17 protein-coding genes are annotated in these 18513 nt (G+C 68.9%); 11 read left to right on the forward strand and 6 right to left on the reverse strand.

The genetic code is table 11. The features are described 5' to 3' along the window. Positions 1-88 precede the first annotated feature (88 nt). The 3 genes from E5CHR_RS29760 to E5CHR_RS29770 form a co-directional block, all read right to left on the reverse strand. On the reverse strand, positions 89-1084 hold the full coding sequence (locus E5CHR_RS29760) for a universal stress protein (RefSeq protein ID WP_162583349.1): 996 nt from the start codon (positions 1082-1084) through the stop codon (positions 89-91). A 472-nt stretch (positions 1085-1556) separates the two neighbouring features. After that, a complete protein-coding gene (locus tag E5CHR_RS29765) occupies positions 1557-2579 on the reverse strand; it encodes a potassium channel family protein (RefSeq protein WP_162583350.1) in 1023 nt (340 codons plus the stop codon). A gap of 105 nt (positions 2580-2684) precedes the next feature. Then, positions 2685-3593, reverse strand: a complete 909-nt coding sequence (locus tag E5CHR_RS29770; RefSeq protein ID WP_162583351.1) for a LysR substrate-binding domain-containing protein — start codon at positions 3591-3593, stop codon at positions 2685-2687. A 109-nt stretch (positions 3594-3702) separates the two neighbouring features. Between E5CHR_RS29770 and E5CHR_RS29775 the strand changes: the two genes are divergently transcribed. The 10 genes from E5CHR_RS29775 (at position 3703) to E5CHR_RS29820 (ending at position 14854) form a co-directional block, all read left to right on the forward strand. Beyond that, a complete protein-coding gene (locus E5CHR_RS29775) occupies positions 3703-4587 on the forward strand; it encodes a dioxygenase family protein (protein ID WP_162583352.1) in 885 nt (294 codons plus the stop codon). A 28-nt stretch (positions 4588-4615) separates the two neighbouring features. After that, positions 4616-5422 carry a citryl-CoA lyase gene (locus tag E5CHR_RS29780; RefSeq protein ID WP_162583353.1) on the forward strand — a complete coding sequence of 269 codons (807 nt, stop codon included), beginning with the start codon at positions 4616-4618 and terminating at the stop codon, positions 5420-5422. Continuing rightward, positions 5419-6585, forward strand: a complete 1167-nt coding sequence (locus E5CHR_RS29785) for a CaiB/BaiF CoA transferase family protein (protein ID WP_162583354.1) — start codon at positions 5419-5421, stop codon at positions 6583-6585. Before E5CHR_RS29780 ends, E5CHR_RS29785 begins: the two co-directional genes overlap by 4 nt. Next, a complete protein-coding gene (locus E5CHR_RS29790; RefSeq protein ID WP_162583355.1) occupies positions 6582-7556 on the forward strand; it encodes a Bug family tripartite tricarboxylate transporter substrate binding protein in 975 nt (324 codons plus the stop codon). Before E5CHR_RS29785 ends, E5CHR_RS29790 begins: the two co-directional genes overlap by 4 nt. A 145-nt stretch (positions 7557-7701) precedes the next feature. Further along, on the forward strand, positions 7702-8919 hold the full coding sequence (locus E5CHR_RS29795) for an amino acid ABC transporter substrate-binding protein (protein ID WP_162583356.1): 1218 nt from the start codon (positions 7702-7704) through the stop codon (positions 8917-8919). 167 nt (positions 8920-9086) lie between these two features. After that, a complete protein-coding gene (locus E5CHR_RS29800) occupies positions 9087-9953 on the forward strand; it encodes a branched-chain amino acid ABC transporter permease (protein WP_162583357.1) in 867 nt (288 codons plus the stop codon). Positions 9954-10007: 54 nt separating this feature from the next. After that, entirely contained in the window at positions 10008-11999 is a 1992-nt protein-coding gene (locus E5CHR_RS29805) for a branched-chain amino acid ABC transporter ATP-binding protein/permease (RefSeq protein WP_232062240.1), read from the forward strand. Continuing rightward, positions 11992-12696: an ABC transporter ATP-binding protein gene (locus tag E5CHR_RS29810; RefSeq protein WP_162583358.1), complete on the forward strand. Its 705-nt coding sequence runs from the start codon at positions 11992-11994 to the stop codon at positions 12694-12696. Before E5CHR_RS29805 ends, E5CHR_RS29810 begins: the two co-directional genes overlap by 8 nt. Before the next feature lie 44 nt (positions 12697-12740). Beyond that, the gene (locus E5CHR_RS29815; RefSeq protein ID WP_162583359.1) at positions 12741-13766 is read left to right on the forward strand and encodes a uroporphyrinogen decarboxylase family protein; all 1026 of its coding nucleotides are present in this window, start codon (positions 12741-12743) and stop codon (positions 13764-13766) included. 143 nt (positions 13767-13909) lie between these two features. Next, a complete protein-coding gene (locus tag E5CHR_RS29820) occupies positions 13910-14854 on the forward strand; it encodes a cytochrome c oxidase assembly protein (RefSeq protein ID WP_232062241.1) in 945 nt (314 codons plus the stop codon). Positions 14855-14971: 117 nt separating this feature from the next. Here the strand turns inward: E5CHR_RS29820 and E5CHR_RS29825 are convergent, their stop codons facing one another. The 3 genes from E5CHR_RS29825 to rpoN all read right to left on the reverse strand — a co-directional run bounded on the left by E5CHR_RS29825 (position 14972) and on the right by rpoN (position 17872). Beyond that, positions 14972-15184, reverse strand: a complete 213-nt coding sequence (locus E5CHR_RS29825; protein ID WP_162583360.1) for a KGG domain-containing protein — start codon at positions 15182-15184, stop codon at positions 14972-14974. A 202-nt stretch (positions 15185-15386) separates the two neighbouring features. Then, positions 15387-16307 carry a manganese catalase family protein gene (locus E5CHR_RS29830; RefSeq protein ID WP_162583361.1) on the reverse strand — a complete coding sequence of 307 codons (921 nt, stop codon included), beginning with the start codon at positions 16305-16307 and terminating at the stop codon, positions 15387-15389. A 179-nt stretch (positions 16308-16486) separates the two neighbouring features. Next, positions 16487-17872 (reverse strand): RNA polymerase factor sigma-54, encoded by a 1386-nt coding sequence (gene rpoN, locus E5CHR_RS29835; protein ID WP_162583362.1) that lies wholly within the window; start codon positions 17870-17872, stop codon positions 16487-16489. Between the two features lie 176 nt (positions 17873-18048). On the opposite strand from rpoN, the gene E5CHR_RS29840 reads away from it, so the two are divergent. Next, positions 18049-18453, forward strand: a complete 405-nt coding sequence (locus tag E5CHR_RS29840) for a histidine kinase dimerization/phospho-acceptor domain-containing protein (RefSeq protein WP_162583363.1) — start codon at positions 18049-18051, stop codon at positions 18451-18453. Positions 18454-18513: the final 60 nt, after the last annotated feature.

The raw sequence follows: 18513 nt of genomic DNA on the forward strand, positions 1-18513 counted from the left end.
GCATCACGGCTGAGCTGAACACTCCGTGTCAGACAGCGGCGCATGGCCCTGAGAGCCGGCGGGCCGGTCGGGGCCTTCGGACAGCTCTTTACGCGCGGTCGTGGGCGGTTGTCCAACCGGAACGCAGCTTCGCGGGCATGCCGGCCGGACTCGGGCGACCGGGGGGTCGCGGCGCACCGGCCCGGAGCCGGCGCACGGCCGCCGGCTCTGCTTCCAACCGCTTGATGGCGGTCGCGCTGGATGCCGGCTGGCTGTCATGGGGCACCACCAGGACATCGCTGTCGCGGCCGTAGTCGAGCACGCGCTGAGCGACGCTTCCGAAGAGGAAGTCCGAAAACGCCGATGCAGGATGCTTCCCCACCACGACCAGTTCGGCACCGCCGCGCTGCTGTTGCACGAGCACTTGTCGCGCCGGGTCGCCATGTCCGATGGCGGAGAGCACACGATTGCGGCGCGCGTCGTAGGAGTCGGTCAGCCAGAACATGCGGTCCTGCGCGTAGCGACGGCACTGTTCCCGGTACACCTTGATGGCGTGCTCCGAGACTTCCGCGTAGCGAAGCTTGTCCTCGTTGGCGGTGCTGACGGCATGGAACAGCGCCACCTCGGCCTGCTGATTGAGGGCAAAGCCAAGATCCACCAGGGTGCGCGATGCGTCCGTGAAGTCGACCGCCACGACCAGGCTGCGATAAGGCGCTTCGGCTGGGCGCCGCACCACGAGAACCGGCCGCTGGCAGCGTCGGAGCACGGCTTCGACGGGCTGCCCTGCCAGGAAGGCGCGAACGCCCCGGGCCCGCGCCGTACCCCACACCAGCAGGTCGGCACTGCGCGCGGATGCCAGGACGTCATCGAGCGAGAACGCGAGTTGACTCACCGCGCGCACGCGGATCCCGTGGCGCTGATGAAGTTGCAGCGCATGGTGCGCCAGCCGGCACGCCGCATCGGGCGGCGGCGGCTCGCCGGGGTAGGCCACGCAAAGGAGCTTGAGCGTCGCACCGTGCTCGGCGGAAAGATGCCCGGCGCGAGCGAGGGCGTGATCGCCTTGCTTGGAAAAATCGGTGACGGCGAGGATGGAGTGAGGGGTCATGGCAAATCACTTTCGCAATGGCTGGCCAGGCGCAAGCGTCGACGGCGTCGACGCGCGCAACTGCGGCATACGAGGAAGGGGCTCGCGTTCGAGCAGCGGGTGTGGCAACGACGTCGCGCCGTCGCCTGGACGGACGCGTTCAAACGCAGTCGCCGTCGCGCGGGGCTTTGTGCCCGGCGGTGAATGGTTGCGCTAAGGGGAGGAGCGGACCGCCGGGCTCAGGAGAGTGCGCGCGTCGAGGGCCGAGGCGCCTTCTTTGCAACCGCACGTGCATAGGTCGCAGCGAGAAGCAGTGCGGCCAGGGCAACGTGGGTGCAAACAAGGGTGGTGGTCATGACACCGAGTCTATGCACAGAGCATTGCAGGGGCAACCAATGGCCTCAAGCTTCTTGCCAGATTGAAATGCCCGCATGCAGGGTCGCGCAATGTCGGGTTGCGCCGTGACGCTGCTCTTTCAATGATCGGCAGTGGGTCAGCCGTGCTCATCGTCGCGCGGCGCGAGGACCGTGCTGCCCGTGCCGAGATGCCGGGCAAGCGCCTCGATGCAGCAGATGCGCTTGCGCCTCTCCTCGGCGAAGGCTTGCAGGTCCGTGGTTCGCAGTGCATAGCCGGCCTGGCTCAGCCGTTGGGTCACCTGCGCCATGTCCGCGGCGGTAGCCGCGGGGGCGACCGGGGCAAGGTGCAGCAGCCTCGCCAGCTCGCGTGCCAGCGCCTCGCCTTCCTGGCGCGCCAGAACGGCCGGGCCGCGCAGGTCCGGGACGGCCAGCAGGTGTTCGGCCATGAGCGCGAAGTCGACCACGGCCCCCAAGGTCGCAGGCCAGCCGGAGCCCACGCCCGCGCTGCGAAAGTAGATGAGTGAAGGGTGAGAGGCGTGGCTCTGCAGGACCGCGGCACACCAGTCCCTGGCGCTTCGCAGCAGCGATGCGAGTTCGTCGCGGCACCCGAGCTCTGCGTAGCGCTCGAGCAGCACCACGGCAGAAGGCGGATGCCCGGCGGCCGTGATCAGCTTCACGATGCCCACGTCCCGCGCGGCGATGTTCGCCTGCACTTGCAGCAGATAGGTCACGGCCATGGTCATCACGGCGAGCCCGCAGAAGCCCCCGACCACGCCGAGCACCGACGCCAGCCCGGTGGGGTTGGACGTGCCGAACCCGACCGTCGTGAGCGCCGTGCCCGCGAGGTAGAGCGCCTCGCCGAAGGACCGCGCAGGCGGGTCGAACGAATCCCGCTCCGCGTGCGTCATCAATCCGAAGCCGAGCACGAGCAGCGCCATCCAGGCAACGAAGCTGGCGAGCAGCACCAGCGGCGCGAAGCTCAGGCCCACGCCGCCTGGAAACATGCGTCGTTGCGCGGGCAGCGCAAGGTCGACGAGCCGGCGCGACATCCTCAGTGGCCCGCGCGCCTCGCCGGGTACCACCACGGTGTCGAAGACGTCCCGCAGCGCGATCCAGACGATGGCGAGGCCGGCAAGGAATTCCAAGGTTTCTAGGGCCACGGCTGCTTTCGGCTTGGCTGGCGAAGCTTGCACCCTCGTTCACCCCCGGCCTCAGCGGTGCAGGAAAGCGGGTCGCCCTCGCGTTGGACGCGGCCTACGCCGGTTTCAGCCAGGCCCTTCGTGCCGCAGGCTGTTGCCCAGTGCCGTCTTGCGCAGGATCACCGCGAAGGACTGCACGGCCGCGGGCTTGCCCTCCCCCAGCCGCCACAGGATGCCGGGCGTCCGCACCGGCGTCGGGCTTTCCAGCGGGATCATCTTCAGCCCCGCCATGGCCTCGGGCACGGCGTTGATGGCCACGATCGATCCGATCATCGTGCGCGCCACCAGCGCGAGCATGGGTGCGACGGTCGACATTTCGGCGACCACGGTCGGCTCGGCCCCGCAGGCGCGGAAGCACTCGTCGAGCATGGTGCGGGTCGAGAAGCTGGAGGCCACGAGCACCAGGTCCTGCCGGTGCAGCTCCACCATGCGGATGCGCTTGCGGTTGGCGAGCGGATGGGCGGTGGACACGACGAGCACCATCTCCTCGTTGTAGAGCGGCTCGAACCACAGGCCGGTCGGGTCTTGCGGCCGGTAGGAAATGCCGAGGTCGAGCTCGCCCGCCTCGAGCCGCGTGGCAATCACCTCGGCGGCCAGCTCCTCGACGCTGATGCGCACCGTGGGATGGCGCGCGAGGAACTGCGCCACGCACTCGGGGATGAGGCCGATGTTGAAGGTGTGCGTGGCGCCGATGCGCACCTTGCCGGTGAGGTTGCCGGCGCCGGGCTTCAGCAGCGCCACGCCCTGGTCCACCTCCTTCAGGGCGCGCGAGGCAAAGCCGCGCAGCAACTCGCCCGCTTCGGTGGTCACCACCTTCTTGCCGATGCGCTCGAAGAGAGGCTGGCCCAGTTCGTCTTCCAGCTGCTTGATCTGGTGGGACAGGGTCGACTGGGTCACGTGCACGCGTTCGGCCGCGCGCGTGAAGCTCAGGCAATCGGCCAGGGCCACGAAATAGCGTAGATGCCGCATCTCCATGAAAACCCCTGCAATTGATCGATGCCATCGATGATATCCATGGAAATTCATCATTTGCCGCCGCCTGCTGTGCGTCCTATCGTCCGCCGCACAGACAGGAGACAAGGCCATGGCCGACTACAACCAGGACAGCATCACCCAGGACGTGCTCGACGCCTTCGCGAAAACGCCCGACCCTCGCCTGCGCGAGCTCATGACCGCGCTGGTGAAGCACATCCACGCGTACGTGCGCGAGGTGGACCTGAAACCCGGCGAATGGCTGGCGGCAATGAAGTTCCTGGAGGCGACGGGGCAGATCTCGACCGACAAGCGCCCGGAGTTCATCCTGCTGTCGGACACGCTGGGCCTGTCGATGATGGTGGTGGCGCTCGAGCAGGCGCGCGCCAGCGGCGGCGCGCAGGGCGCGACCGAGGCGACCGAAGCCACGGTCGAAGGGCCGTTCTACTGGGCCGGCGCGCCCGACGTGCCGCTGGGTGCGGACATCAGCGGCAGCGCGCGCGGCGAGCCGACCTTCTATATGGGGCGCGTGACCGACGTGCACGGCAAGCCGCTGGAAGGCGCGGTGCTCGACGTGTGGTCGGGCGACGGCGAGGGCAAGTACGACGTGCAGCTGAGCACCGAGCCCTCGATGGCGGCGCGCGGGCGCCTGCGCACCGATGCACAGGGCCGCTACTGGTTCTGGTCGATCCGGCCTGCCTACTACCCGATTCCCGACGATGGCCCGGTGGGGCAGATGATGCATGCGACCGAGCGCAGCATCTTCCGCCCGGGCCACATCCACCTCATGGTGTCGGCGCCGGGCCATGCGCCGCTGACGACGCAGGTCTTCGTCGGCGGCAGCCCGTACATCGACCAGGACGCGGTGTTCGGCAAGCGCGACAGCCTGGTCGTCGACTTCGAGAAGCACGCGCCGGGCAAGGCGGTGGACGGCCGCGAGATGCAGGTGCCCTACTACTCCGCCAGCTTCGACGTCAGGCTTGCACCCGCGGCCTGAACCCCTTTTTTCTTTTGCAAGGACCCTCATGAAGATCGGCAAGGCCACCGTGCCGCGCACGGCCATCTGCACCTCGGACGAACACACCATCGTGATCCGCGGGCGCGATCTCTCGAAGGAGCTGATCGGCAAGATCTCCTTCGTCGACCACTTCTTCCTGCTGCTGACGGGCCAGATGCCGACGCCGGGGCAGGCCGCGGTGCTGAACGCCACGCTGGTCGCGATTGCCGAGCACGGGCTGGTGCCCAGCGTGCAGGCCGCGCGCATGACCTTCGCCGCGGCACCCGACGCGATGCAGGGCGCGGTGGCGGCGGGCATCCTGGGCTGCGGCTCGGTGGTGCTGGGCTCGTCGGAGACGGCAGGGCGCATGTACGTGGAGATCGATGCCAGGCTGCAGGCCGGCACCGCGCTGGACGAGGCGGCGCGCTCGGTCATGCAGGCATGGCGCGCCGCCGGGCGCTCCATTCCGGGCTACGGCCATCCGCTGCACAAGGAGCGCGACGCGCGCGTCGGCGCGCTGTTCGATGCGGCCAGGGCAGCGGGCACGAGCCTGCGCTTCGTCGAGATCGCCGAAGCCTGTGAGCGGCTCCTGCCCGACGTGCTGGGCAAGCCGCTCAAGCTGAACGTATCGGGCGCGATCCCCGCGGTGCTGCTGGGCGCGGGCTTCCCGGTCGAAGGGCTCAAGGGCGTGCCGATGCTGGCGCGCACCGCGGGGCTGATCGCGCACATGGTGGAGGAAATCCGCCAGCCCATCGGCTTCGCGCTGTCTTACCAGGCGACGCGCGAAATGGAATACGACGGCGTTGTGCCCGCGGGCTTCGGGAAGCACGAATGATCCCTGTGCTGCAAGGCCTCAAGGTCATCGAGCAGGGCACCTTCATCACGGGGCCGGCCGCCGGCATGCTGCTGGGCGACCTCGGCGCCGACGTCATCAAGGTGGAGCAGCCGGGCACGGGCGACCCCTTCCGGGCCTTCAAGAACGGGCTGTACAGCCCGCACTACCAGACCTACAACCGCAACAAGCGCAGCATCACGCTCGACACCAAGAGCAGCGAAGACCGCGAGGTGCTGGATGCGCTCATCGCCGACGCCGACGTCTACATCCAGAACTTCCGCCCGGGCGTCGCGGAGAAGCTGGGCGTGGGGGCCGAGCGGCTGCAGGCGCTGAACCCGAAGCTCGTCTACGTGGCGATCAGCGGCTTCGGCTCGACCGGCCCCGCCGCCCATCGGCCGGCCTACGACACCGTGGCACAGGCGGCGAGCGGCTTTCTGAACCTGCTGGTGAACCCCGAGAACCCGCGCGTGGTCGGGCCCGCCATCGCCGATTCGCTGACCGGCTTCTATGCCGCCTACGGCGTGCTGGGCGCGCTGTACGAGCGCAGCCGCACCGGCATCGGGCGCAAGGTGGAAGTGTCGATGCTGGAGGCGATGGCGCATTTCAACCTCGATGCCTTCACGCACTTCTTCCAGGTCGACGAGGTGATGGGGCCCTACAGCCGGCCGAGCGTGTCGCAGTCGTACGTGCTGCGCTGCGCCGATGACAAATGGATTGCGCTGCACATGTCGTCGCCGGAAAAGTTCTGGCGCGGGCTGGCGGTGGCCATCGAGCAGCCCGGCATCTTCGAGGACCCGCGCTTCGCGACGCGCGACGCGCGCATCGAGAACCAGGAGGCGCTGATCGCACTGCTGGGCGCGCGTTTTGCCACGCAGACGCGCGACGAATGGTGCGCCCGCCTGCAGCGCGAGGATGTCCCCAACGCGCCGATGTACGACACCAGCGAGGCTCTGGAAGACCCGCAGGCCAGGCACCTGCAGTTGATGACCTCGGCCCGGCATCCGGTGATGGGGCTCTTTCGCACGGTGCGCTCGCCGGTGAGCTTCGATGGCGAGCGCGCACTGCAGGTGCGGCCGCCGCCAACGCTGGGCGAGCACAGCGACGAGATACGCGCGGCCCTGAAGCGCAAGCGAACAGACAAGGACGACGGAGACAAGCAATGACTTTCAGGACAGCGATGCGCACGCTGCTCGCCGCGGGCCTGCTGCTCGCGGGCGCGGCGGGGCAGGCACAGGCGCAAGACAAAGCGGGGCCCGTCAAGATGGTGGTGCCCTTCGGCGCCGGCACCACCACCGACACGGTGGCGCGCGTGGTCGGCGAGGCACTGGGCAAGGCACTGCAGCAGCCGGTGATCATCGACAACCGCGCAGGCGCGGGCGGATCGACCGGCAGTGACATGGTCGCCAAGTCGGCGCCCGACGGGCGCACGCTGGTGATGGGGACGGTGGGCACGCACGCGATCAACGCCGCACTGTTCAGCAAGCTGCCCTACGACCCGATGCGCGACTTCGCGCCGGTGGCCTTCATCGGCTACACGCCGACGCTGCTGGTGGTGGCGGCGGATTCGCCGATCAAGTCGCTCAAGGACCTGGCGCAGGCCGCCGCCAGGCCGCAAGGCGTGACCTTCGCGTCCGCCGGCAACGGGACCTCGGGCCATCTTGCGGGCGAGCTGCTGGCGCAGCGGCTGGGCGGCAAGATGATCCACGTGCCCTTCAAGGAAGGCGCGATGGCGCTCACTGGCGTGATCGCGTCGCAGGTGGACTTCATGTTCTATCACCCGGCCGCGGTGATGCCGCAGGTCAAGGCCGGCAAGCTGCGCGCGCTGGCCGCCAGCGGCGCGGTGCGCAGCGCCGCGGCGCCGGACGTGCCGACATTGATGGAGCAAGGCATTGCCGACTTCGACCTGGTCGCGTGGTTCATGCTGTACGCGCCCGCCGCCACGCCTGCAGCCACGCTGGCGCAGCTGCGCACCGCCGGCGCCACCGCGCTCGCGCAACCCGAAGTGATGGCCAAGCTGCGCGAGCAGGGCGTGGAGTCGCGCCCGATGAAGACCGACGAACTGCAGCCCTTCAACAAGGCCGAGCTCGGCAAGTGGGCCGGGCTCGTGAAGCGATCCGGTGCGCAGGTGGATTAGCTCACCCCCAGGTCGGCCCACGTCGTGTGGCCGCCCACCCCCTCACCGGGGGCAACACCAGCGGCCCGGCAAAGCCGGCTCCGCGGTGTTCCCCGATCAGTCATTCGTTGGCAGTGGACAAGCAACTAACCAGGAGACGAGGACCATGAAGACGCAGCAGAACCTTCGAGGCATCGGGCGGCGCGCCGCCGTCGGCGCGATCGCGCTGGCCGCGGCCGGCTTCGCGCTGGCGCAGCAGCCCACCGGTGCGCCGATCCGCATCGGCAGCACGCTGGCACTGACGGGGCCGCTCTCGGCCACCGCGCAGATCCACAAGGTGGTGGGGGAGATCTACGTCGAGCAGCTCAACAAGCGCGGCGGCCTGCTCGGCCGGCCGGTGGAGTGGGTGGTGAAGGACGACCAGTCCAAGCCCGACCTGGCGCGCACGCTGTACGAGCAGCTGGTGACCGCCGACAAGGTCGACCTGCTGATGGGGCCCTACGCGACAGGCGCGATCCTCTCCGCCATGGGCGTGGCGCAGCGCTACAACAAGGTGCTGGTGCACCACACGCTGGGCATCCCTTCGCTGGCCAAGTACGACATGCAGTTTCCGGCCTGGTCGATCGGCTCCGACCCGGCGACCACGGTGCCCAACACGCTCTTCGATGCGCTCGCCGCGTCGCCCAAGCCGCCGAAGACGGTCGCGGTGGTCACCAGCAAGTTCCCCTCGATCCAGTTCATGAGCGCCGGCGCGCGCGAGGTGATCAAGAAGCGCGGCCTGACCGAGGTGCTGTTCCTCGAATGGGACTTCGGCAACCGCGACTTCGGCCCGATCGCCAATCGCGTGAAGGATGCGAAGCCCGACTTCGTGTGGGTCGGCGCGATCGGGCTGGAGGGCAACCTGCTGCTCGACGCGATGAAGAAGATCGACTATTCGCCGCCGCAGCACTTCTACCTGTACCCGGCGCCCGGGCCGCTGCTCGCATCGCCTGAAGCGAAGAACGCGCTTTCCGCCACCATCTTCGAGGCGCAACCGCCCTTCACCTCCAACAAGGGCGCAGCGGAGTTCGTGAAGCTCTACACCGAGCGCGCGGCCAAGGCGGGCTTCTCCGACACCTCGGTGGAAACGCAGGCCGCGGCCTCCTACACCGCGTGGCAGATCCTGGAGGCAGGCGTCGTCAACACCAAGAGCCTCGACGACAAGGCGATCGGCACCTGGCTCAAAGCCAACAAGGTCGACACGCTGCAGGGCAAGCTGCGCTTCGACGGCACCGGGAACTTCGGCGACGACCTGATGCGCATCAAGCAGATCCAGGGCGGCAAGTGGGTGGTGGTGTGGCCGAAGGAAGTGACATCCGACGGCGCCAAGCTGATCACGCCGTGACATGAGCGCCGCACGGCCGCCCGAAGGCGCGAAGACCCCCTCGGGGGGCAGCGCAGTACACGAAGTGACAAGCGTGGGGGCCCTATTGAGCGCCGCACGGCCGCCCGAAGGCGCGAAGGCCCCCTCGGGGGCAGCGCAGTACACGAAGTGACAAGCGTGGGGGCCACATGACCGGCTTCACCCTGCCCAGCATCTCGCTGCTGTCCCAGTCCATCCTCTCCGGCATCTTCGTCGGTGCGCTCTATGGGCTGATGGGGCTGGGGCTGAGTCTCAGCTGGGGCCTGCTGCGCCTGATCAACCTGGCGCATTTCGCCTTCGCCTTCCTGGCGGCCTACCTGTGCTACCAGATGGCGACGATGGGCATGGACCCGCTGCTGACGCTCTTCGTCATCGTGCCGCTGTTCTTCGCGCTGGGCGCGGGGCTGCACTGGGTGATGGCCCGCTTCGCGGTGACGCCCTTCAACTCGCTGCTGCTGACCTTCGGGCTGACGGGCATCGCCGAAAGCGTCATCCAGTCGATCTGGACGGCGGACTTCCGCAAGCTCGAGTCGCACTACGGGGAGCAGAAGTTCAGGCTCGCGGGCCTCTACATCCCGGTGCCGGAGTTGATCACGCTGGTGGTCGCCGTGGCGCTCGCCTTCGCAGTGTGGGGCGTGCTGCGGTACACCGACCTGGGCCGCGCGTTGCGCGCGGCAGCGCAGGACGGGCCGGTCGCGGCGGCCTTCGGCGTGAACGAGAAGGCGCTGGGGCTGCTGCTCGCCGGCACCTGCGCGGCGCTCGCGAGCATCGCGGGCGTGTGCCTGGCGCTGAGCTTCACGCTCACGCCTTCGCAGATGTACGCCTGGGTCGGCGTGGTGTTCGCGGCCGTGATGCTGGGCGGGCTGGGCAGCGCGCTCGGGCCCCTGGTCGCCGGAATCCTCATCGGGGTGAGCGAGGCCGTGACGATGGCGGTGACGGCGCCTTCGTGGGCGCCGATCGTGTCGTTCACGCTGCTGATATTGATTCTTTTGTTCAGGCCGGGGAAGAGTGCGTAGATGATGAAGCAGGACGTTGGACTTCATTCCCTCCCCCGCCGGGGGAGGGTCAGGGTGGGGGCCAGCTGCGCATCCATTGCCGCAGACGCATCCATTGCCGCAGACGCATCCACGTCCAGGCGCCCCCACCCCCGCCCTCCCCCGGAGGGGGAGGGAGCAAAAGGACGACGCACGCCGCTCCTGATCCTCGCCGCGGGCATCGCGCTTGCCTTCGTCCCGCAGCTCGGCCTGCCGGCCTTCTACGACTCGCTGCTCTACCTGATGCTGCACTGGGTGGTGCTCGCGACCTCGTGGAACATCCTCTCGGGCTACTCGGGCTACTTCTCCTTCGGGCACGGCGCCTTCTTCGGCGCGGGCATCTACACCAGTGCCAACCTGATGGCGCGCTACGACTGGCCCTTTCTCTGGACCTTGCCTGCGGCAGCGGGCGTGGCGATGGTGCTGGGCGTGGCCCTGGGCGCGGTCGTGTTCCGCGTGAAGGGCGTGCGCGGCGAGCTCTTCGCACTGTTGACGCTGGCGATCACCTTCGTGATCGGCACCATCGTGGTCAACACGCCGCTGGACGGCGGCAACGGCGTCTCGCTGGCGGCGGTGGCGGTGCCGAAGATCGGGCCCACGGCTTCGTCCACCTTCTACCTGCTGGCGCTGGGGGCGGCGGTGGCGACGCTGCTGATCGCGTGGGGCATCCAGGTCTCGAAATTCGGCGCCGGGCTGTTCGCGATCCACGACGACGAAGAGGCCGCCGAGGTCCTCGGCGTGCCGACCTACCGCTACAAGCTCATGGCGTTGGCCGTCTCGTGCGCGCTGGCCGGCGTGGCGGGCGGCATCCATGCGCTGTTCCTGTCGTACGTGACGGCGGGCGAGGTGTTCACCATCGCCGTGCCGCTCACCGTGGTGCTGATGAGCGTGCTCGGCGGCACGCGCCACTGGGCCGGGCCGGCCATCGGGGCCGTGGCGATCACGGGGCTGCTCTACAGCTTCACCGCGGCCGACCATGCGGTGGCGGGCAAGGCGCTGATCGGAGCGATCCTGATCGCGGCGATCCTGTTCATGCCCGACGGCATCCTGGAGCGGGCGAAGCGGCTGTGGCGCCGCGAGCCGGTTGCCCCTGCCTTGCTCCCTCTCCCTCCGGGAGAAGCCGGGGGTGAGGGCGCCGGGCGCCTGGAAAGGCATGGCGGTGGCACAGGGCCGGTGCCCTCACCCCAACCCTCTCCCGGCGGGAGAGGGAGCCATTCATCTGCTTCGCCTGAAGCGGGCGGGCCTGCAGCAACGGCGGGGCTCGCAACGCCGGCCATGGCGAGCGTTGCCCTGCAAGGCGAGGTCCTGCTGCGCGTAAAGGGACTCAGCAAGTCCTTCAAGGGCGTGCGCGCACTGGCCGGTGTGGACGTCGAGGTGCGGCGCGGCGAGATCCTCGGCCTCCTGGGGCCGAACGGCTCGGGCAAGTCCACCTTCATCAACGTCGTCAGCGGCCACTACACGCCCACCGCCGGGCACATCGAATTCGAAGGGCGCAGCCTCGACGGCCTGCCGGCGCACCGCATCGCGGGCAGCGGCATCGCGCGCACCTACCAGATCCCCCGCCCCTTCGGCCACCTGAGCGTGCTGCAGAACGTGGCCATCGCCACGATGTTCGGCGGCGCCGTGCGCGACCCGGCGGACGCTCGCCGCCAGGCGATGCGCTGGCTGGAGTTCACCGGCCTGGAGGCCCGGTGCGACGCCCGGCCCGAAGACCTGAACCTGCACCAGCGCAAGTTCCTGGAGCTGGCGCGCGCACTGGCTTCGCGCCCGCGGCTGGTGCTGCTCGACGAGGTGCTGTGCGGGCTCACGCCCGGCGAGATCGACGACGCGGTGGCGCTGATCCGACGCATCCGTGAGCAAGGCTCCACCATCGTCTTCGTCGAGCACGTGATGCGCGCGGTGATGGCGCTGACGGACCGCATCGTGGTCTTCAACCACGGTGAGCTGCTGGCGGAGGGTGCGGCGCACGATGTGATGCAGCGGCCCGAAGTGATGAGCGCCTATCTCGGAAAGGCCGCCCATGCTTGAAGTGCGCGACCTGCAGGTGGCCTACGGAGCGGCCAATGCGCTGTGGGGCGTGTCGCTGGAACTGCGCCGCGGCGAGCTGCTGTGCGTGGTGGGTCCCAACGGGGCCGGCAAGACCACGCTGATCTCCACGCTCGCCGGCATGCTGCGCGCGCGCAGCGGGCGCATCGTCTTCGAGGGGCAGGACATCACGCGGCTGGCGGCGCACCGCTTCTGCGAGGCCGGCATCGCGCTGGTGCCGGAGGGCCGGCGCCTTTTCACCGGCATGACGGTCAAGGAGAACCTGGAACTCGGCAGCCTGTTGCCGCAGGCGAAGGCGCAGCGGCAGCAGACGATGGCGCAGGTGCTCGGGCTGTTCCCGGCGCTGGAGGAGAAGCTCGCGAGCCCGGCCGGCGAACTCTCGGGCGGCCAGCAGCAGATGGTGGCCATCGCGCGCGCGCTGATGGCGCGGCCGCGCGTGCTGCTGCTGGACGAGCCCTCGCTGGGCCTGTCGCCGCGCATCGTGGGCGACATGTTCGATGCCATCCGCCGCATCAACGCCGACGGCGTGTCGGTGCTGCTGGTGGAGCAGAACGTCGCGATGGCGATGGAAGTGTCGCAGCGCGCCTACGTGCTGGAAGAAGGCCGCATGGTGGCCGAGGGCCAGCCGCAGGAGCTGCTGGCACGGCCCGAGATCCAGCGCGTGTACCTCGGCGTCTGAGCCCTCCCTTCAAACGTTCAAATTCCTTTTTTCTGGAGAAGCCCATGCTGTTCCCCACCACCATCGTCGGCAGCTTTCCGCAGCCGGAGTGGCTGATCGACCGCGCGAAGCTGGCAGGCCGCTTTCCGCCGCGTGTGCGCGCGCGCGAGCTGTGGCGCATTCCGCCGCAGTACCTGGAGGAGGCGCAGAACGACGCGACGCTGATGGCGATTCGCGCCCAGGAAGAGGCAGGGCTCGACATCGTGAGCGACGGCGAGATCCGGCGCGAGAGCTATTCGAACCGCTTCGCGACCGCGCTCGACGGCGTGGACCTGGACAACCCCGGGACGGCGCTGGACCGCTCGGGCCATCCGAACCCGGTGCCGCGCATCGTCGGCCGCATCCGCCGCCGGCACGCGGTGGAAGTGGACGACCTCAAGTTCCTGCGCGCCCACACCGACCGGCAGGTGAAGATCACAGTGCCGGGCCCTTTCACCATGCTGCAGCAGGCGCAGAACGACTTCTACAAGACCGAGGAAGAAGCGGCCATGGACTACGCAGAGGCGGTGAACGCGGAGATTCGCGACCTCTTCGCCGCCGGCGCCGACGTGGTGCAGATCGACGAGCCCTACATGCAGGCGCGCCCGGACAAGGCGCGGCAGTACGGGCTGGCCGCGCTGAACCGGGCGCTCGATGGCATCACCGGCACGACGGCGGTCCACATCTGCTTCGGCTACGCGGCGATCATCCACGAGCGGCCGAGTGGGTATTCCTTCTTGCCCGAGCTGGCGCAATGCAGCTGCAGGCAGGTGTCGATCGAGACCGCGCAATCGCACCTGGACTGCTCGGCACTGGCCGCGCTGGACGGCAAGCGGGTGATGGTAGGGTGCATCGACCTGTCGACGCCCGAGGTGGAATCGGTCGAGACCATCGTCGACCGCATCGAGCGTGCGCTGCCCTATGTGAAGCCTGAGAACGTGATCCTGGCGCCCGACTGCGGCATGAAGTACCTGCCGCGCGAAGCCGCGGTGGGCAAGCTGCAGGCGATGGTCGCGGCGGCCAAGGTGCTGCGCGAGGAACACGCGGCATAGCCGCTGCGCGCGCCGGGCTCCCGCAAGGCTTGGCGTGCTGCGCTTGCTGCCGCGCGGCCCGGCGTCGGACAGGCCCCCTTCTACCCAAGAGACGGCTCCTACCTGCGCGGATGCGCCGCCGTGCTAGACCGCATTCTTCGTTCATGAATCGCCAAGACATGCATCCGCCCTTCCGCCGCTTCCTCGGCCTGTGCCTCTGGGCCTGGGGGGCAACGGCCGCCGCTCATTCGCCGCTCGATCCGGCGACAGGCACAACGGCCGCGTTGCACTGGTCCTTCGAGCCGCTGGTGATCGCGTCGATGCTCCTGAGCCTGGGCCTGTATGCGGTGGGCTTTGCTCGCCTGCGGCAGCGCACGAGGCTGGGCCGCGCGCACCGGCTCCACCACGCGGCGGCCTTCGTGGCGGGCTGGCTGGCGCTGGGCGTGGCCTTCGTGTCGCCGCTCGACGCTCTGGGTGCCTCGCTCTTTTCCGCCCACATGGTGCAGCACGAGATCCTGATGCTGGTGGCCGCGCCGCTCCTGGTGCTGGGCCGGCCGCTGGGCGTGTGGCTCTGGGCCCTGCCGGCGGCCGCGCGCATGCGGATCGGGCGCGGCGTGCGGGCGCCTTCGGTGCGCATCGCCTGGCGCTGGCTGACCTTGCCCGCAAGCGCCTGGGGACTGCACCTGGCGGCGCTCTGGGGCTGGCACATTCCTCGCGCCTTCGAAGCGGCGCTGGCGCATCCCGCCCTCCATGCCGTGCAGCACACCAGCTTTCTCGCGAGCGCCCTCCTGTTCTGGTGGACGGTGCTGGCGCCTGCTGCCCGCCACGGCGGGCGCGGCTTCGCGATGCTGTCGCTCTTCACGACGATGGCGCACACCGGTGCGCTGGGCGCACTGCTCACGCTGGCGCCGTCGCCGTGGTACGCGTCCTATTTCGAATCGGCTTTCGCGTTCGGCTTCGATCCCCTCGAAGACCAGCAGCTGGGCGGACTGGTGATGTGGGTGCCCGGCGGGCTTGCGTATCTGGCCGCGGCATTGACGGTGGCGGCGCGCTGGCTGGCCGGTCGCGGCTCCGCCGGACCTCGGCGTGATGCACTGCCGAACTCATGAAAAGAGCATTCGGATGCGCCTGACCGCGGCGCTCGCCGGCGAGGCCGGACGGGGGCGCGCTGCTGCGCATCGGCAAGCAAGCAAGTAGCGCATTCCTGCGCTCCTGCTTGCCGGCCTTCACGGCTCCACGCGCTTGCTTCGGCCGATGCGGCTCTTCAATCCCGCGGCGCGGGCTTCGGCCGAATTGAACTCGTGGGCCGTGCCTTTCTCATGCGCCGAACGCCCGCCTTCCCGGGCAATGTCACGCTGCCTTTCGGGATCCATGCCCGCAAAGCCGCGCCGGCGCACGCGTGCTGCGCGCAAGACATCGTCGTCATCGTTCAAAGCCATCAGGACTCCTTTCTGGGTAGGAAGAACAAGTCAACAAGGCAGCACGCAAGGCCTTGCTGCCTTCCACACCGCGGCAAGCGGCGTGCCTGCCCCACCCAGCCGGAAGCTCCCTCCCCCTTCGCACAGGACGACCTCTCTTGCGCAGCAGCAAGCCCAGGCGGCTCGCAACCGCCTGGCTTGCTGCAGTTCTTGCCGACTCGCGTTACTTCCGCTTGCGAGCGGATGCGCTCGCGTCGGCGGGCGCGTCCGGATCGTCCGCGGCCATGCCCAGCTCGGCGCCCGTCGGCGGATCGCCCGACGGGTCCGACGCGGTCCTCACGGCCATGTCGTCCACCGCCGACTGCTCGTCGGCTGTCAGCGAGACGGAGGGCTCGCCGCTGCCGCCGTCGACCGCCACTTGCGATTCGGGCTCGCTGCGGTAGTCCCAGTTCGGACCCTGGTTCCACGGTCCGCGCATCTCGTCGCCCTTCGACATGTCGAAGTACACGCTGGTGAACTCAGGCATGCCCGGCAGCTTGCCCGGCGGGAAGTTCGGCGTGATCGAATAGAGCGCCTTCTCGAAGGATTTCTGGTGCGCGATCTCGCGCGTCATGAGGAAGCCCAGGGCCTCCTTCACGCCGGGGTCGTCGGTGCAGGCGATCAGCCGCTCGTAGACGATCTTGGCGCGCGCTTCAGCGGCAATGTTGGAGCGCAGGTCTGCCGTGGGCTCGCCGATCGTGTCGATGTAGGCGGCCGTCCAGGGCACGCCTGCGGAGTTGATCAGCGGAGGGCCGCCGCCGTAGAGCACCTGCGTCACGTGGCTGTCGTTGCCGGCGCCGGTGATGCGCCTGTACATCTCGGCCTCGGTCTCCACCGCCTCGGCGAGCTGGCCCTTCGCGCCCTTGTTGAGCATGCCCACGATGGTGCCGATCACCTCCAGGTGGCTGAGCTCCTCGGTCGCGATGTCGAACAACATGTCCTTGCGGCCGGGGTCGTCCTCGCCGACCGCCTGGGTGAAGTAGCGCATGGCCGCGGCAAGCTCGCCCTGCGGCCCGCCGAACTGTTCGAGCATCAGGTTGGCGAGGCCGGGGTTGCACTCGCTCACCCGCACGGTGTATTGGAGTCGCTTGTTGTGAGAGAACATGAATGAAATCCTTCGCGAAGTAAGGGGTTGGACAGACGGCCAGGGCGCCGCGGAAGTGCAATCTCCGTCGGTGCCCGGCGCATTCGTGTAGTCCCCTCGGGCGGGCTCCTGTCTCTTTTCATTGATGAGTCTCCGGGGCGGAGACCGGCGCGCGATCGCCGGCGCCGAAGCGCATCAGCTCAGGCCCGCGTCGAACCGCGCAGCTCGACGGAATCGATGCGCAACGCCTGCCGGTACTTGGTCACCGTCCGGCGAGCGATGCGGAAGCCCTGGTCGGTCAGGCGGCGCGCGAGTTCGGCGTCGCTGAGCGGCGCCTCGCTCGGCTCCGCCGCGATCAGTTCGCCCACCAGCTGCCGCAGCGCCGTGGGCGCGCTCGCGCCGCGGTGGGCGTGCTGCATTCCGCGCGAGAAGAAGTACCTCAGTTCGAAGACGCCGGCCGGCGTCGCCATGTACTTGTGGTGAACGGCGCGCGAGACGGTGGATGGGTGCACACCCACGGCGTCGGCGATCTCGCGCAGTCCCAGCGGTTTCATTGCCAGCGGTCCGTAGTCGAAGAACAGCTTCTGCTTGGCGACGATCGCCTGCGCGACGTCGCGGATGGTGGACACGCGCTGCCCCACGTTCTGCACCGTCCACCGCGCGCGCTCGAGGCAGCCGCGCAACTCCGCATTCGCTGCGGCACCCTGCTGCTCGAACATTCGGGCGTAGGCCTGGTGCAGCTTGACCCGCGGGACAGTGGCTTCATTGAGCGTGGCCGTCCACACGCCGCGCCGCTTGCGCACGATCACGTCGGGCGTGACGAAAGCCGGGGCCTGCACATCGAGGCGCCAGCCCGGGCGCGCATCGAGCTTGCGGATGCGCTCGGCCGCGAGCTTGATGCGCGCCACCGGCTCGCCGAGCGCCACGGCAATGCGCTGCCAGTTGCGGGACGCCAACTCTCCGAGGTGGCCGGTGACGATGCCACGCGCCAGCTCGCGTAGCTCCGCGTCGTCGATGTTGCTCAACTGGAGCAGCAGGCACTCGGACACACTGCGTGCCGCAACCCCCACGGGGTCCAGCGACTGCACCCGCGTGAGCGCCGCCTGCAGGGCACTCGAGACATCCTCGCCGGCATCGCCGACCAGCGTGCCGATCTCCTCGAGCGAGATGCGCAGGTAGCCGTCGTCGTCCAGGGACTCGACCACTGCAGCGGCCAGCAGGCGCTCCTGCGCGTCCAGCCTGAGCACGCCCAGTTGCGCGTGCAGGTGATCGCGCAGCGACACTTCGGCCGGGATGCGCTGGAGTGCATCGGCGCTCTCCTCGTGCGACAGGCGCGCACCCGGCAAGGCCGGGCCTGTGCTGAGCCGGTCGAGTGCCGCCTCCGCGGACCATTCGGCGCCTTCGAAACCCAGCGAATCAGGGCTCGGGGCCTCTTCCAGTTCGAGAAATGGATTGGCATCCGCCGCCTCGTGGAGCGCCTGCGCATAGTCCAGCGCCGAGAGCTGCAGCAAGCGCACCGCCTGCTGCAGCCGTGGCGAAAAAGCGAGGGTCTGGAGGGGGCGGGCCTGCAACGCGATGGAGCTCATGGTCTTCCTTCTGGGGTGGCGACCTGCGCAACACCCGTGCCAGACCTAACACGCTCAATAATTAATTCTTTTGTTTTCAATTTCGGGTGGGAAAGGAACCGAGCGGCATCCTTTGCGGCAACACTTGCGGATGCGGTCCGACGCCGCCCCGTGCTGCTTTGCCGGACACTCTTCGCATGAGCCACACCTTCGCCTCCGCGGCCCGCACCGCATGCTTCGCGGTACTCGGCCTGACGGCGACCCTCGCCGCCGCCGCCGCATTCGGGCGTGCGGCGCGCGCCGAGGACGAACCCGAATCGAATACTCAGACACGGACCAAGCCTGCGCCCGAAGTGGAAGCCGAGCTGGAAGCAATACGCCAGGCACTCGCCGTACACGCGGCAGAAGCCCGCCGCCTGGACCACGCGTTCCGCACGCCGATCGGGGCGGCGGCGGCAGCGCTGCAGCTGATTGAAACATCCGGTGACGATCCTGAGCTGCAGGCTCAGGCCCGCCAGGTGATCGCGCGACAGCTCAGCCGTATGACAGGGCTGACAGAATCGCTGCGCGAAGCCGCACAGCGGCTCAGCGGCTACGCGTAGGCCGCTGACGCCACTCCCCGGGCAGCATTCAACCCGGCTACGGTGGCATTCCATCGACGC

The organism is Variovorax sp. PBS-H4, assembly GCF_901827205.1.
In the GTDB taxonomy this organism is placed as follows: domain Bacteria; phylum Pseudomonadota; class Gammaproteobacteria; order Burkholderiales; family Burkholderiaceae_C; genus Variovorax.